11 protein-coding genes and 1 tRNA gene are annotated in these 14,273 nt (G+C 36.2%); 10 read left to right on the top strand and 2 right to left on the bottom strand.

Annotated features, from left to right (window positions below; genetic code table 11):
* Positions 1 to 10: 10 nt before the first annotated feature.
* Complete coding sequence (gene gldN, locus ABVM53_RS03905) at positions 11 to 898, top strand: gliding motility protein GldN (RefSeq protein ID WP_128757761.1); 888 nt, start codon at positions 11 to 13, stop codon at positions 896 to 898.
* A gap of 69 nt (positions 899 to 967) precedes the next feature.
* A complete protein-coding gene (locus ABVM53_RS03900; protein WP_405329682.1) occupies positions 968 to 2,026 on the top strand; it encodes an NAD(P)/FAD-dependent oxidoreductase in 1,059 nt (352 codons plus the stop codon).
* Here the strand turns inward: ABVM53_RS03900 and ABVM53_RS03895 are convergent.
* Positions 2,010 to 2,414: a DUF983 domain-containing protein gene (locus ABVM53_RS03895; RefSeq protein WP_405329680.1), complete on the bottom strand. Its 405-nt coding sequence runs from the start codon at positions 2,412 to 2,414 to the stop codon at positions 2,010 to 2,012. The two genes, ABVM53_RS03900 and ABVM53_RS03895, sit on opposite strands and share 17 nt — an antisense overlap.
* Before the next feature lie 118 nt (positions 2,415 to 2,532).
* On the opposite strand from ABVM53_RS03895, the gene ABVM53_RS03890 reads away from it, so the two are divergent.
* From ABVM53_RS03890 to ABVM53_RS03865, 6 genes are all read left to right on the top strand, one after another.
* Positions 2,533 to 4,440: an ABC-F family ATP-binding cassette domain-containing protein gene (locus ABVM53_RS03890; RefSeq protein WP_405329677.1), complete on the top strand. Its 1,908-nt coding sequence runs from the start codon at positions 2,533 to 2,535 to the stop codon at positions 4,438 to 4,440.
* 85 nt (positions 4,441 to 4,525) lie between these two features.
* Positions 4,526 to 5,662: an efflux RND transporter periplasmic adaptor subunit gene (locus tag ABVM53_RS03885; RefSeq protein ID WP_405329674.1), complete on the top strand. Its 1,137-nt coding sequence runs from the start codon at positions 4,526 to 4,528 to the stop codon at positions 5,660 to 5,662.
* Positions 5,663 to 5,667: 5 nt separating this feature from the next.
* Positions 5,668 to 8,865, top strand: coding sequence for an efflux RND transporter permease subunit (locus ABVM53_RS03880; protein WP_405329671.1), 3,198 nt, complete (start codon positions 5,668 to 5,670; stop codon positions 8,863 to 8,865).
* The gene (locus tag ABVM53_RS03875; RefSeq protein WP_405329669.1) at positions 8,852 to 10,189 is read left to right on the top strand and encodes a TolC family protein; all 1,338 of its coding nucleotides are present in this window, start codon (positions 8,852 to 8,854) and stop codon (positions 10,187 to 10,189) included. Before ABVM53_RS03880 ends, ABVM53_RS03875 begins: the two co-directional genes overlap by 14 nt.
* The gene (locus ABVM53_RS03870) at positions 10,189 to 10,371 is read left to right on the top strand and encodes a CPXCG motif-containing cysteine-rich protein (RefSeq protein WP_405329666.1); all 183 of its coding nucleotides are present in this window, start codon (positions 10,189 to 10,191) and stop codon (positions 10,369 to 10,371) included. The genes ABVM53_RS03875 and ABVM53_RS03870 overlap by 1 nt, the downstream gene beginning before the upstream one ends.
* A 77-nt stretch (positions 10,372 to 10,448) precedes the next feature.
* Positions 10,449 to 10,805 carry an STAS/SEC14 domain-containing protein gene (locus ABVM53_RS03865; protein ID WP_371456883.1) on the top strand — a complete coding sequence of 119 codons (357 nt, stop codon included), beginning with the start codon at positions 10,449 to 10,451 and terminating at the stop codon, positions 10,803 to 10,805.
* Here ABVM53_RS03865 and ABVM53_RS03860 read toward each other — a convergent pair.
* The gene (locus ABVM53_RS03860; RefSeq protein WP_405329663.1) at positions 10,802 to 12,361 is read right to left on the bottom strand and encodes a hypothetical protein; all 1,560 of its coding nucleotides are present in this window, start codon (positions 12,359 to 12,361) and stop codon (positions 10,802 to 10,804) included. The two genes, ABVM53_RS03865 and ABVM53_RS03860, sit on opposite strands and share 4 nt — an antisense overlap.
* A 128-nt stretch (positions 12,362 to 12,489) precedes the next feature.
* Between ABVM53_RS03860 and ABVM53_RS03855 the strand changes: the two genes are divergently transcribed.
* Together ABVM53_RS03855 and ABVM53_RS03850 are read left to right on the top strand one after the other, a co-directional pair.
* A tRNA-Met gene (locus tag ABVM53_RS03855) sits at positions 12,490 to 12,562 on the top strand.
* Positions 12,563 to 13,865: 1,303 nt separating this feature from the next.
* Positions 13,866 to 14,210, top strand: coding sequence for a single-stranded DNA-binding protein (locus ABVM53_RS03850; protein ID WP_236132272.1), 345 nt, complete (start codon positions 13,866 to 13,868; stop codon positions 14,208 to 14,210).
* The last annotated feature ends 63 nt before the right edge of the window (positions 14,211 to 14,273 follow it).

Here is a 14,273-nt window from a genome sequence, read left to right as displayed (position 1 = left end):
TTTTATTATTATGATCACCCAAAAACTAGCTTTAAGTGCTTTTTGTATGATGATTAGTCTGGCATCATTTGCACAGACTAATATTTTAAATGCAAAAATGCCTGCTCAAATGTTTGAAAAAACAGAAGGGCAAATACAGTTAGATAATGATAAACCCTTGCCTTATGGTTATGTAGATAGCAGGGACGTTCTTTGGGGTAAAAATACCTGGGAGATTGTTGATCTTGATGAGCGTATAAACTTCCCTCTTTATTACCCTGTAGATACAAACAATATTGGTTCTGATAGAAGATCTTTATATGATGTTTTAGTATCAAGTGTTAAAGCTGGTAAATTGGATATTTATGCAGATTCTTACTTTAATCAAAAAATTGAGCTGAATGACATTGCAGCTGCTATGTCACGAGTAGATACTACAGATTTAGGTATCGAGCAGATCAACGCTGGTTATGAAGTAGATGAGCAATATATAGATAGACGTGATATTAGCTCTGCAGATATTGAGCAGTACTGGATACGCGGATATTGGTATTTTGATAAAAGACAAGGGGAGTTAAAGTATCGTCTTATTGGTATAGCTCCTGTTGCACCAGATGTAAACTTTATAGATGATGAAGATCCTATAATGGTTCCATTATTTTGGGTTTGGTATCCTACAGCTCGCGAAATTTTACACGAGGCTAAGGTGTTTAATCCGCAAAACTCAGCTCAGCCTTTATCATTTGATCACTTGCTGAATTCCAGAAGATTTAATGGGGTAATTTATCAAGTAGATAACATTCAAGGAGATCGAGAGGTTAAGGATTATATAGCAGATAATGCTATGATGCAGCTGTTAGAGTCTCAACGTATCAAAGAACAAATACGTAACTTTGAAAGTGATATGTGGAACTACTAATTATATGTTCCTAGTAAATAAAAAAAACGCCTTTATTAAAGGCGTTTTTTTATGTCTTATTTTCACATTATGAAAGAGGTAGATTATATTATTGTAGGTTTTGGACTGGCAGGGATGGCCTTTTGTGATCAATTGAGTAGCACAAAACTTAAGTATGTGGTAATAGATGAGCAGCGGGATGCAGCAAGCAGAGTTGCTGCAGGTTTAATAAATCCTGTTACTCTCAAGCGCTATACAATGCCCTACAAAGGCGAAGAGCAATTTGATCTTGCATCTAGCTATTTTCAGCGGTTAGCAGCGAGCTACGACAAGGAAACTTTTGAAATTTTGCCTGTCCTTAAAATATTTTCTTCAATTGAAGATCAGAATAATTGGTTTGAAGCAAGTGATAAACCTGTATTGAGAAGATTTTTAAATGAAAAATTAGTTAAGAATACTTCAGAGTATGTAGAAGCTCCTTTACAGTTAGGGGAAGTGAATGAATCATTACGAATCAAAATCCCGCAATTGTTAGATGCTTACATCAATTCTTTAAAAAGTAAAGCGCTTTACTATTCTGAAAATTTTGATCACAGTGCAATTAAATTCAATACAGATTCCACAGTGACTTATAAAAATTTTATTGCGAAGCGTATCGTATTTGCAGAAGGATTTGGGATTAAGAATAATCCATTTTTCAATAAACTGCCGTTGGTAGGAAATAAGGGCGAATATTTAATTATTAAAGCTCCTGATTTAAACATATCGGAAGCATTAAAATCATCTTTTTTCATTATTCCTTTAGGAGGTGACTATTACAAAGTAGGAGCCACATTCAATTGGAAAGAAAAAGATACTATACCCACTACCGAAGCACGTGATGAATTACAAAGTAAGTTAGAGAAGGTAATTACATGCACTTATACCATTGAGAAACAAGAAGCAGGTATGCGGCCTACCACAGGTGATCGTCGACCTTTGATAGGCGTGCATCCAAAATATCCTCAATTAGCACTTCTCAACGGTCTTGGAACGCGTGGAACTATGATGTCTCCATACCTTGCACAGGTTTTGTTTGACTATCTTGAGAAAGGTATTCCGCTTGATGATGAAGTGTCTATACTTAGATTTCCTAAGAAGCTCGTGTAGTTCCTTTAGCTTTCTTTTCGTCGTAATTGAAAAAAAAGTTGATCCAGATATTGCGACTTAATCGCATAATCAACGGCGCAAATACCAGGAGCGTGGCAATTATAGAAATAAAACCTGCTACTAATCCTGCACCTATAAAGAAGTGTGTGATAACAAAAGCAGCCACTGCAAATGCAATACCTACCCCATAGCTTACATACATAGCGCCGTAGAAAAAGGAGGGCTCTATTTTAAACTTTGTATTGCAATGAAGGCAGCGCTCGTGCATTTTTAAAGTATCTGTAAGTATGTATGGATTGGGATTTTGATACATACTTTTTAGTTGACATACCGGGCAAGTACCAGTAAATATGCTATATAACGGATTTCCTTGGAGAAGTTTTTTCATAATATTAATGTACGGTACGTACCGTCTTTTTTGTGTATCTAAAGTTACAAAAATCGATAATGTTTAAGTGATGAAAGTCCGGCATTTAATAATAACTTTGCGCCTTAAAATTTAGAGCATGTTAAACATTCACAACCTCTCTGTATCTTTTCAGGGAGAATACCTATTTGAGGAAGTTACATTTAGACTTGGTGAGGGAGATCGAGTAGGATTAGTGGGTAAAAATGGAGCGGGTAAATCTACGATGTTGCGTATTATTTCACGTGAACAAGAGTATGATACGGGTCAGATAGCTACAGATAAAGACATACAGATAGGTTTTCTAAAACAAGATATTGATTTTGTTGAAGGGCGTACTGTTTTAGAAGAATCTTATGAAGCATTTGAGCTCATTAAGAAGCTCGAAATTCGTCTTGAAGAAATAAATATTGAATTAGCAGAGCGCACAGATTACGAGAGTGATTACTACCACGATTTAATGGTAGAACTTAATGAGGTGCAACATCAATACGAGATTCACGGAGGTTATAGCTATCAGGGAGAGACCGAGCGTATTCTTATGGGACTTGGTTTTAATCGTGAGGATTTCAATAAAATTACCGATACCTTCTCCGGAGGATGGCGTATGCGTATTGAATTAGCAAAATTACTACTTCAAAATAATGATGTCTTATTATTAGATGAGCCAACAAACCACTTGGACATCGAGTCAATAATATGGTTAGAAGGATTCTTACGTAATTATCAAGGAGCTGTTGTAATTGTATCTCACGATAAGATGTTCTTGGACAATGTTACAAATAGAACCATTGAAATATCACTGGGTAAAATTTATGATTATCCAAAACCTTATTCAACGTATCTCGTATTGCGTCAGGAAATGCGTGAGCAACAGATGGCGGCTCAAAAGAATCAGCAGAAAGAAATAGAACATACCGAGAAGTTAATTTCTAAATTTAAGGCAAAAGCTTCAAAAGCAACAATGGCGCAGTCTCTGGTTAAGAAGCTTAACCGAATGGATGTAATTGAAGTTGATGAAGACGATAATAGTGTAATGACTCTTAATTTTCCGGTTTCTGTTGTTCCTGGTAAAGTGGTAGTTGAAGCAGAAGGAATAAGAAAGAGTTATGGAGACAAGGCTGTTTTAAATGGGATTGATCTTCTTATAGAACGCGATAGCAAAACTGCATTTGTAGGTCAAAACGGTCAAGGTAAATCCACACTGGCAAAAATCATCGTTGATGAAATTAGCTATCAAGGAAAGCTTAAGTTGGGACACAATGTGCAAATAGGATATTTTGCACAAAATCAGGCAGATCACCTGGATGGTAGTAAAACTGTTTTAGATACTATGATCGATGCTGCAAATGAAAAGAACAGAAGTAAAGTTCGTGATATTTTAGGGTCTTTCCTCTTTAGAGGGGATGAAGCTGAAAAATATGTGCGTGTACTTTCAGGAGGTGAGCGTAACCGTTTAGCGCTGGCTAAGCTTATGTTACAACCCTTTAATGTTCTTGTGATGGATGAGCCTACCAATCACTTGGATATAAAATCCAAGAATGTTTTAAAAGAAGCTCTTAAAAATTTTGAAGGTACTTTATTGCTAGTTTCTCACGATAGAGATTTTTTACAAGGTCTTACTTCTACAGTTTACGAATTTAGAGATCATAAAATAAAGGAATATCTTGGAGACATTGACTATTACCTTGAAAAACGTGCAGTTGAAAATCTTAGGGATATTGAGAGAAAAGATCCTAAGGTTAAGGTAAAGGAAGCGGCTCCCAAGGTGGAATACAAAGACCAGAAAAAAGTAAAGTCTTTGAATAACCAACTTAGTAATATTGAATCTGATGTTAATAAGCTGGAACGTGAGATTAAGAAAATGGATGCTGACCTAGCGGCAGATTACGATAAAACAAGTGCGAAACCAGACTTCTTTGCTAAGTATGAGTCTAATAAGAAAAAGATTGAACAACTTATGGCTAAATGGGAGGAAGTATCTGAAGAATTAGATCTTTATAATTAGCACTTTATTTATATTAAATTTAACAAAATAGATAGTACAGTGCAGGTATTTTTGCTACTTATGGTAGTTTCTTAAAAAATACTTAATGCTTAAAGCTGTACGACTGATTATAGGTTTAGTAATACTTGCAATCGCTCTTGCGATTGGGTATTCAATTGCTAACAGAGATAAAGATATTCCTGTTAAAATCGACAAAGTAGTTAAAACTGTTTTTGTTGAAGAAGTTAAAAACGACACTGTTTCTATTGTAATTCCTGCAAATGGCAATCTAGTTGCAAAAAACCGACTAGAATTATATGCAGAGGTACAAGGAATATTTAGATCCAGTGCGCACGATTTTAAAGTTGGTCAAGCCTATAATAGAGGAGAAACCCTTCTCAATCTAGATTCATCAGAATACTACGCATCTGTACAAGCTGCAAAAAGCGAGTTGTATAATCTGGCAACTTCTATAATGCCAGATTTACGACTGGATTATCCTGAAATTTTTCAGAAATGGCAAACCTATCTTGACGGTTTTGACATTAATAAATCTACACCACAATTACCCGAAACTTCATCTCAAAAAGAGCGCTACTTTATAACAGGTCGCGGATTGTATTCAGCGTACTACAATGTGAAAAATTTAGAACAGCGATTAGGGAAGTATCGTATTACGGCTCCGTTTTCAGGAATTCTAACCGAAGCGCTAGTTAATAAAGGAACTCTTGTAAGATCGGGACAGAAACTAGGTGAATTTATAGACACGTCTGTATATGAACTCGAAGTTTCTATAGGTAAAAAATTTAGTGATCTTCTGAGTATAGGTGAGAACGTTAATCTTACAACTGTTGATGGCACTAAAGAATATACCGGGAAAGTTGTGCGTGTAAATGGCAGAGTAGATCAAACCACACAGACTATTAAAGTATTTATTGAACTTGAAGGGTCAGACTCTTTAAAAGAAGGAATGTTTTTGCAAGCTAACTTAGATGCTAGAGATGAGCTTGAAGCGATAAGTGTTCCAAGACAGCTACTGGTAGATAATTCTCAAATTTATATTGTTAAAGATGGCCTTCTTGATCTTATAGAAGTTAATCCAGTTTATTTTTCAGATAAAGAAGTGGTAATAAAAGGTATTCCTGATGGCACTAAATATTTGGCTAAATCTGTACCCGGAGCATATGCTGGTATGCGGGTAAAAGTCTATGATGAAACTACTAACACAGAAGATACGGAATAGTTTTTATGAAGAATTTAATAAGTTATTTCATAAAATACAGTGTAGCCGTAAATGTGGTTATAATGGCTTTTGTGATTTTTGGAATCATTGGAGTTTTGAGGATGAAGTCCTCATTCTTTCCATTAATTGACTCGCAGATTGTAACTATAAGTGTTACCTATCCGGGAGCTTCTCCGCAAGAAATAGAAGAGGGGATAATACTTAAGATCGAGGATAATTTAAAAGGACTAGTTGGGATTGATCGTGTAACATCTACTTCACGCGAAAATGGAGGTAGTGTCACTATAGAAATTGATCAAGACGAGGATATAAATGTAATTCTTGCTGAAGTAAAAAATGCGGTAGATCGGGTTCCTAGTTTTCCTACGGGAATGGAGCCTCTGGTTGTTGCAAAAGAAGAGGCTATACGGCAAACCATTGGATTTGCGGTAAGTGGAGAAACTATAGATCTGGCAACCCTAAAGCAAATAGCAAGATCTATAGAATACGATCTGCGGGCTATGGACGGAATCTCGCAAATAGAAATAAGTGGATATCCAGATGAAGAAATAGAAATCGCTGTGCGCGAGAATGATTTACTCGCTTATGGATTAACTTTTACTGAAGTTTCTCAAGCCGTATCCAGAGCAAATATTCTTACAACAGGGGGGAATATTAAAACAGAGAAAGAAGACTATTTAATACGAGCAAATAATCGAGCTTATTATGGCGATGATCTAACTAATTTAATTGTACGTGCAAATCTAGATGGCTCTTTAGTTAGATTAGGAGATGTTGCAGTAGTACGAGATCGGTTTTCAGAAACTCCCAGTGCATCTTATTTTAATGGAAACCTTGCTGTAAATGTTGAAATTAGTAATACTAATAATGAAGATTTACTCACTACAGCAGAGCAGGTTAAAGAATATATAGAAGATTTTAATGCGAAATATGATGCGGTAAAAATAGATATTACCTCAGACTCTTCAATACGTCTCGAGCAGCGTACAAATTTACTAGTAGTCAATGGGGCAGAAGGAATTTTGCTGGTAATGCTTTTTCTATCTTTCTTTTTAAATACACGTCTTGCTTTTTGGGTGGCTGCAGGTATTCCGGTAGCTTTTTTAGGTATGTTCATCTTTGCAGGAAGCTTCGGAGTTACTATAAACGTTTTGTCGCTCTTTGGGATGATTATCGTTATAGGTATACTCGTAGATGACGGAATTGTAATTTCAGAGAATATCTACCAGCATTATGAAATGGGTAAAACACCTATACGTGCTGCAATAGATGGTACAGTAGAGGTTATTCCACCTATAATTTCAGCAATTATTACTACTGTTCTGGCATTCTCCACATTTTTATTTCTCGATAGCCGCATCGGTGAATTCTTTGGAGAAGTATCCACAGTTGTAATTCTCACCCTTGTAGTTTCTCTAGTGGAAGCTTTAATCATATTGCCTGCGCATATTGCGCATAGTAAGGCTTTGGTACGAGAATCAGAACTGGATATATCTAAGAAGAAAGGTATAGAAAAGTTTATGTATAAACTGCGTTACTTCAATAGAAAGGGAGATCAGTTTATGAGTTATATGCGCGATAAAATTTATACGCCGGCATTACGATTTACTCTTAGAAACCAGCTTATCTCTTTCAGTATTATAGCAGCATTTTTAATACTTACCATAGGATCTATAATGGGAAGTGTGATAGGTGTCACTATATTTCCTAGTATTGCCAGTGATACCGTTTCTATAGAGCTTTTAATGCCCGAAGGAACAAATCCGCAGCGTACCGATAGTATTATTACGATGGTAGAAGAAGCCGCCTGGCGTGTAAATGAAGACTACACAAGCAGACAAACTGATAATATGCAGGTGGTAGAAAACATAATTAAAAGAGTAGGACCGGGTAATAATAAAGCTTCTCTGCGCATAAATTTATTGCCTGGAGAATTCAGAGATTTTTCTTCACCAGATATTACAAACTCAATACGTGATGAAGTAGGTGAGGTTTATGGTGTGGAGCGGTTGACGTTTGGGTCTGGAGGTAACTTTGGAGGAAGTCCTATATCTATTTCCTTACTAGGTAACAACACAGAAGAACTTGAGGCAGCCAAAGATGAGCTACGTGCAAATCTTGAAAATAATGCCCTGTTACGTGATGTAGTAGATACAGATCCTGAGGGAATAAAAGAAATACAGATAGAATTAAAGGAAACAGCATATACATTAGGTTTAGACCTAAGTAGTGTGATGACTCAAGTGCGTAGTGGTTTTTTTGGTACACAAGCACAGCGGTTTCAGCGGGGTCAAGATGAGATACGTGTATGGGTACGTTATGATCGCAGTGACCGTAGTAGTTTAAATGACTTAGATGATATGCGTATTATTACACCTGGTGGAGAGCGCATTCCATTAAGTGAGATTGCAACTTATACAATTTCCCGGGGAGATGAATCTATAAGCCACCTCGAGGGACAGCGTGAGATACAGGTTAATGCAGACATGGCAGATCCTAATGGCAGTACCACCGATATTTTAGCCGAAATTAAAGCGACCGTAATTCCTGATATTTTATCTAAATATCCTACGCTATCAGTTTCTTATGAAGGGCAGAACCGGGAGGCAGAAAAATTAAGCAGCTCTGCTAACGAAGTTATTTGGGTGATATTGTTTCTAATTTATGCGACAATAGCGTTTACCTTCCGTAGTTATAGTCAGCCTTTTCTATTATTATTTATGATTCCATTCAGTATTATAGGAGTAGCTTGGGGGCATTACATACACGGGTTCCCTATAAATGTACTTTCAGCCTTAGGTATCATTGCGCTTATAGGAATTATGGTAAACGATGGTCTTGTACTTATAGGTAAGCTCAACGGATATCTAAAAGATGGGATGAAATTTGAGGAAGCAATATTTGAGGCGGGACGTTCACGATTTAGAGCAATCTTCTTGACCAGTATAACTACAATTGCGGGGCTTGCTCCTTTATTATTGGAAAAAAGCAGACAAGCTCAATTTTTAAAACCTATGGCGATTTCAATTTCCTATGGTATAGGTATCGCAACGGTATTAACCTTACTTATGCTTCCGCTGTTATTATCTATGTCAAACTGGATCAAAACAAAGTCTATTTGGGTGCGTACAGGTAATGAGCCAAGCAAAGAGGATGTTGAACGCGCTATTAAAGAATTAAAAGAGGAAGATGAAGAGCATTAATCTGAAAGTTGTAGTTATAAGTTGCTTCATTTTTACCAATAGCCTTTTGAGCTTTGGTCAGGATGAATTTCTTTCGAGATCTGAAGCGATAGCGTTAACCCTAAATAATAATTACGGAATCGCTATTGCAGATAATAATGTACTCGTATCTGAGAATAATGCAGATTTATTAAACTCAGGTTATTTGCCTACCGTATTTGGGTTGGCAGGAATGAATTATACAGTAGAAGATCAACGTACAGATCGTGATGACGGCGAGTCATTTGTTCTGGAAGGGGCGCAGTCAGAAAGCTATAACGCTTCTGTAAATCTAGATTATACCCTTTTTGACGGACTGGGAAGACTTTATAATTTTAAGCGTTTAAAAGAGAGCTATAATCTTTCTAAGCTTGAAGCGCGAGAAACAATCGAGAATACGATGCTGCAACTGTTTTCGGTTTATTTTGAGGTTGCGAGGCTTACCGAAAATGTCGAAATTTTAGAACAGACTCTTGAAATATCTAAAAATAGGGTAAAACGTGCCGGATATCAATTTGATTATGGTCAAAATACAAAGTTAGAAGTGCTTAATGCTGAAGTTGATGTGACTAATGATAGTATCAACTTAATGAATACACGTCAATCTCTTTTGAATACAAAGAGAGACCTCAATGTAGTACTTGCTCGTGATCTGAAGCTTAATTTTAATGTGGATACACTGGTATCATTTATTCCTAAATTGGAGCTTGATTCCTTTTTAGAAATGGCGAAGGAAAATAATGTAAGACTATTGCAGAGTAATTCTAACATAGCCCTTAGTGAATATGACATACGCATCTCTAAAGCACAATTTTTACCTACTGTAGGGCTTACTGGTTCATATGGATGGAATGAATCTATAAGTCCGGCTTCTGCTTTTTTTACCGGTAGTACTCGACAAAATACAGGGTTTCAGGGTGGGCTTAACTTACGATGGAATCTATTTGATGGAGGATCAAGTGTTACTCAGCTAAAAAATGCCAAAATCTTAAAAGACAACCAAATTCTCCTTAAGCAGCAAGTAGAGATTGAAGTGCAGCGAGATATTGCAAATGCACTGGGTAATTATGAGAATTTAATAGCGGTTTATAATATCCAGGAGCAAAACGTAGTTACTAATAAAAACAATTTTGAACGATCTAGAGAGCGGTTTAATCTCGGTCAGATAACTTCTATTGAGTTTAGGCAGGCACAGATAAATTTGATTAATGCCGAAACAAATAAGAATCTTGCAAAATACGAAGCGAAACTAGCAGAATTACAATTGCTACAACAAGTAGGACAGTTGTTAAATATCCAATTTTAATGGAAGAGCATTTTTTTCAATGTCCGTATTGTTGGGAAGAGATATCGATGTTGCTTGATGTGTCTGTCTCTCATCAAGTATATGTTGAAGATTGTGAAGTTTGTTGTAATCCTATTGAACTTACTGTAGCTTATGAAGATGTTGTTTTAACTACGTTTTCGGCCCAGAGTATCGAGCAATAAAGCTTTACCCTTAACCTGTGAGTTAGGGAGTAATTAAATATTCCGTAATTATTATATTTACTGAAACGCCCCCTCAAATGCTTTTAAATTTCAATTTATCTGATAATGCTATAGGTTACATTGTTGAAGGAGCAATGAACTATTCAGCTATAAACGAATTAAAAGCCGCCATTTTAAAAAAGTTTGAAGAGCACGAGACTATAAATTTATATCTGGAAGATAATAATATTAACCGTTTTACGCTCGACGCTGTTTTTATTGCAGGTATATTTCCTATGCAGCACAAGCACAGGCTTAATAAGATAGCAATTGTAACTAATAGAAAATGGATTCACGCAATTACGAACGTCAATAAATCTATTTTGGGTAAAGATTTTAAAAACTTTACAGTAGATCGACGTTTAGAAGCAATAGAATGGATTTCTTCTAGTTAATCTAAAGCAGTAACCGTTTTAAGCATTCCCTCTTTTAAGTTTATCCATAAATAATTAAAGAACGACTTTGTCTGATTTCTGGTAACTTCACCTGAACCTTCTTTAAAACCTGAATCCTCATTTTTACTTGTTTTAGCTATAAAAATATTAGCAACAGTAGAAGCAAACCATTTTTTCTTTTGCTTTTCTTTATTCAGAATACTTACTTTAAAATCATCATAAGTCATTTGCATATCTATGTGTGAATTGTAGTTATCGCCATAAATAGTAAAATAGGTATGTTCTAAATTTCCTTGCAGTTCTACCCCTAAATTAGGCGATGTAAAAGTGTCAAGATTAGTAACTGGCAGCTTGCTTACACTACCTACAAGATAAAATTTATCCTGAGGGTTTTGAACGTCAAATTCCCACTCTAGACTCATCGGACTTTGCTTCATAAAAATAGCTTTTATGTCTATTTTGGTTTTTTTCTCCTGCTGGCTATAGGTATTTCCTATGTTTGTTAAATTAGCGTTGAGGTTTTTAAAATTTATTGAGCCAGGTTTAGATTGAGTATTTACTTTTTCAGTATAAATGATAGAACCATTTTTGATTTTTAAGGAATCTATCATTAAGTCAAAATTAAGTTCTCTCAACATTTGTGAATACAGCGGTTTAGTAGTGAGATCATCAGGGAGTAATTTATCTCTATAAATATCTAAAGCAGGTTCTACTAAGATCATTGAGGGCGCATTCATATAAAATCTTCCGGTGCGATCACCATATTTTAAAGAATCGATTACAATTTGCTTGATTTTTAAATCAACATGATCTCGTTCTTTATCAATGCGATTGCTTAATTGCTTGCGTGAGATCGAGGTTTTTAATTGAGTATTAGTTAATTGTAAAGAAGAACCATCCCAATGAACATGATCTACGGTAAGATTATCAAATTCATTCATTTGATAAAATAACGATTCATAACTAATATCTATCTGCTTGTAATTGAAGGGTCTTGTTATTGTTTCAGTAATTGTGGGGCTTATATGCTCAAGTTTCAGATTAAAGTGAGCCGTTTTAAGAAGGAGCTCTTCCGTTTTCGGCTTGAATATTTGGATATAATTTGTCACTAATTTAAATTCATCAATTTGAAACGTACTATTTAAGTTTTCAGACTTTATAGGATTTGTTACAGAGCTGTCTTGTTTTGTTTTATTTTTTTTCTTGGCTTGTTGATAGTGAGAAAGACTGTCGGCGTGAATAGTGATTTTTTTAAAATGAATATTTTTATTTTTAAAATAATCCCAATGATCAAGGCCGCGCAAAGACACACTTGCGTTACTTACTTCACTTCTTGGCATAGAGTCGTTTGCTTTTATGCGCACAGTTGCATTAGTCATACTCGCATTGCCACCCCAACTATCAATATCGATATCTTCGTATTCAAGAATAATTGAAGCAGGTAGATCATTTTTTATGATTTCCTGAAGTTGATTTTTTAAATAGGTATTGAGTAAAATAGCTGCAGCTCCTAAGATTGTAAATAGGGCGAAAAGAGTAAGTAGTAGTTTTTTCATTTGGACTAAAGGTATCTATATTTCAGCGCATTAATGTTAGTGAAAATATAATTTTAGAAAATCTGTAAAATATTTTTAAAAAGGCCTTGTGAGAACCAAAGAAGTGTTCTATATTTGCCGTCCAATATCGCGGGATAGAGCAGTAGGTAGCTCGTCGGGCTCATAACCCGAAGGTCACTGGTTCGAGTCCAGTTCCCGCTACTAGTAAAACCAAGGCTTCACAGAAATGTGAAGCCTTTTTTTATGGACTAGGTACAACATAGGTACAACATTTTGCTGTTTTTCTTGAATACTTTTAGTTTGTTATATTTTGGTCTCAAATGCCTATATATTCTATTTTCCTTGCTTTGTTTTCATAAAATTTGGTATTCGTAAACACTCAGCCCATTCCCCTATGATCCGTGAAAAACTGTATTACGGGGGGAAAGCGCTTGATTATAGAGGTCTTGGACACGACCCCCAAAACTTCCTATTCCCATTCCACTTGTCCGCTTATTCCCGAAAAAGTCGGGAAGCGGTCAAACTCCATTTCAATCTACAATTTTAAAGTCAAGTCCGCCTTAAATCATACTTCTGATGGATAATATAGTTTCATAACTCGGTAAGCACATTCCCCTGCATTACGCGAAAAAGCTTCATTTCGGGAATAGCGCTTCCCTATAATAATCTTGGACACAACTCTAAAGCTTCCGTTTTCCATTCCACTTGCCCGCTTCCCGAGAAAAGTCGGGAAGCGGGCAAACTGCATTCCAACCTACACCTTTAAAGTCAAGTCCGCTTTAAATCCTGCATAATCATAATAAATCGCAATAATAAATCCCCTCAGCACATTCCCCTACATTCCACGCTCGCCTGCTGAAAAAGCAGGCAACCACTACACTTCGGGCAAAGAGCTTCACTACACAAGTCTTGGACACAATTCCCAATTTCAGCTTTCCATTCCGCTAACCCTTCCCGCTTCTCTGGGAAGGAACACTTCATTCCAGAGCCAAAATTGTGTATTAAGTCCGCTTTTACATCGGAAAGCCATCGGCTTGATTTTCTTGACAGGATTTTCGGCGCGGCCTTCTTGAGCCCTCACTCGAAAGTCCTTAAAAACCAAACCGCTGTCTTACACATTTTAAGGGGTTTATAATGGATAAAGCCTTTGTTGTTTTTCGGGTCATCGAAAAACAGGCACGACATAACCAGTTCTAATTTAACCACAGCCTCTTATTTCGCTTAACTGTCGGTACGCTCAAACGCAACTGCGTTTAAAAGAATTGCTAATGCCCTTATGGAACTTGTCAAGACTATACAAGTTTTAGTGAAAAATAAGGTTTCTACTTCCTTGAAAATCCAAGGATTTTTCTACGTCGCAAACACACCTGATTTATTCCCTAAAAGTCTTGACAAAACCCACTCTATCCATTGTGCGATGCACAGAAGAAAAGAACAAACACCCCTTAAAATTTAATCTGTTTTAAATCAATAGGGGAAATACAAATCACTTAAATATTTTATTATGACTACTATTAGAAATCACGTACAATTGATTGGAAACGTTGGACAAGAGCCAACAATCACGAACCTTGAAAGCGGTAAGAAAGTAGCTCGTTTTTCATTAGCCACAAACGAGTATTACAAAGACAGCAAAGGCGAAAAGCAAACGGACACTAATTGGCATACCGTAGTAGCTTGGGGTAAAACTGCTGAAATCGTTGAGAAATTTGTTGAAAAAGGCAAAGAAGTAGGAATTACAGGGAAACTAAAGACCCGAACCTACACCACCGATGATGGCAACCAACGCTATGTAACGGAAGTTGTAGCCGATGAAATCCTTTTACTTGGAAGCAAAAACGACAAGTAAACTTCAAAATTATAGAGGACGTTCCTCTCGAAAGTTGCGCCCTCTTTTTCATTATTCACACAT

This window comes from Leeuwenhoekiella sp. LLG6367-2.1 (assembly GCF_045055775.1).
Classification (GTDB): domain Bacteria; phylum Bacteroidota; class Bacteroidia; order Flavobacteriales; family Flavobacteriaceae; genus Leeuwenhoekiella; species Leeuwenhoekiella aequorea.
Note: the sequence above shows the minus strand (reverse complement) of the source record. Positions and strands in the feature narration are given on the sequence as shown.

What these genes read in the sequence shown, in the direction of transcription:
- ABVM53_RS03900 (WP_405329682.1), top strand. Translation starts at nt 968, where the DNA reads ATGAAAGAGGTAGATTATATTATTGTAGGTTTTGGACTGGCAGGGATG.
- ABVM53_RS03890 (WP_405329677.1), top strand. Translation starts at nt 2,533, where the DNA reads ATGTTAAACATTCACAACCTCTCTGTATCTTTTCAGGGAGAATACCTA.
- ABVM53_RS03850 (WP_236132272.1), top strand. Translation starts at nt 13,866, where the DNA reads ATGACTACTATTAGAAATCACGTACAATTGATTGGAAACGTTGGACAA.
- ABVM53_RS03895 (WP_405329680.1), bottom strand. Translation starts at nt 2,414, where the DNA reads ATGAAAAAACTTCTCCAAGGAAATCCGTTATATAGCATATTTACTGGT.
- gldN (WP_128757761.1), top strand. Translation starts at nt 11, where the DNA reads ATGATCACCCAAAAACTAGCTTTAAGTGCTTTTTGTATGATGATTAGT.
- ABVM53_RS03880 (WP_405329671.1), top strand. Translation starts at nt 5,668, where the DNA reads ATGAAGAATTTAATAAGTTATTTCATAAAATACAGTGTAGCCGTAAAT.
- ABVM53_RS03875 (WP_405329669.1), top strand. Translation starts at nt 8,852, where the DNA reads ATGAAGAGCATTAATCTGAAAGTTGTAGTTATAAGTTGCTTCATTTTT.
- ABVM53_RS03870 (WP_405329666.1), top strand. Translation starts at nt 10,189, where the DNA reads ATGGAAGAGCATTTTTTTCAATGTCCGTATTGTTGGGAAGAGATATCG.
- ABVM53_RS03885 (WP_405329674.1), top strand. Translation starts at nt 4,526, where the DNA reads ATGCTTAAAGCTGTACGACTGATTATAGGTTTAGTAATACTTGCAATC.
- ABVM53_RS03865 (WP_371456883.1), top strand. Translation starts at nt 10,449, where the DNA reads ATGCTTTTAAATTTCAATTTATCTGATAATGCTATAGGTTACATTGTT.
- ABVM53_RS03860 (WP_405329663.1), bottom strand. Translation starts at nt 12,361, where the DNA reads ATGAAAAAACTACTACTTACTCTTTTCGCCCTATTTACAATCTTAGGA.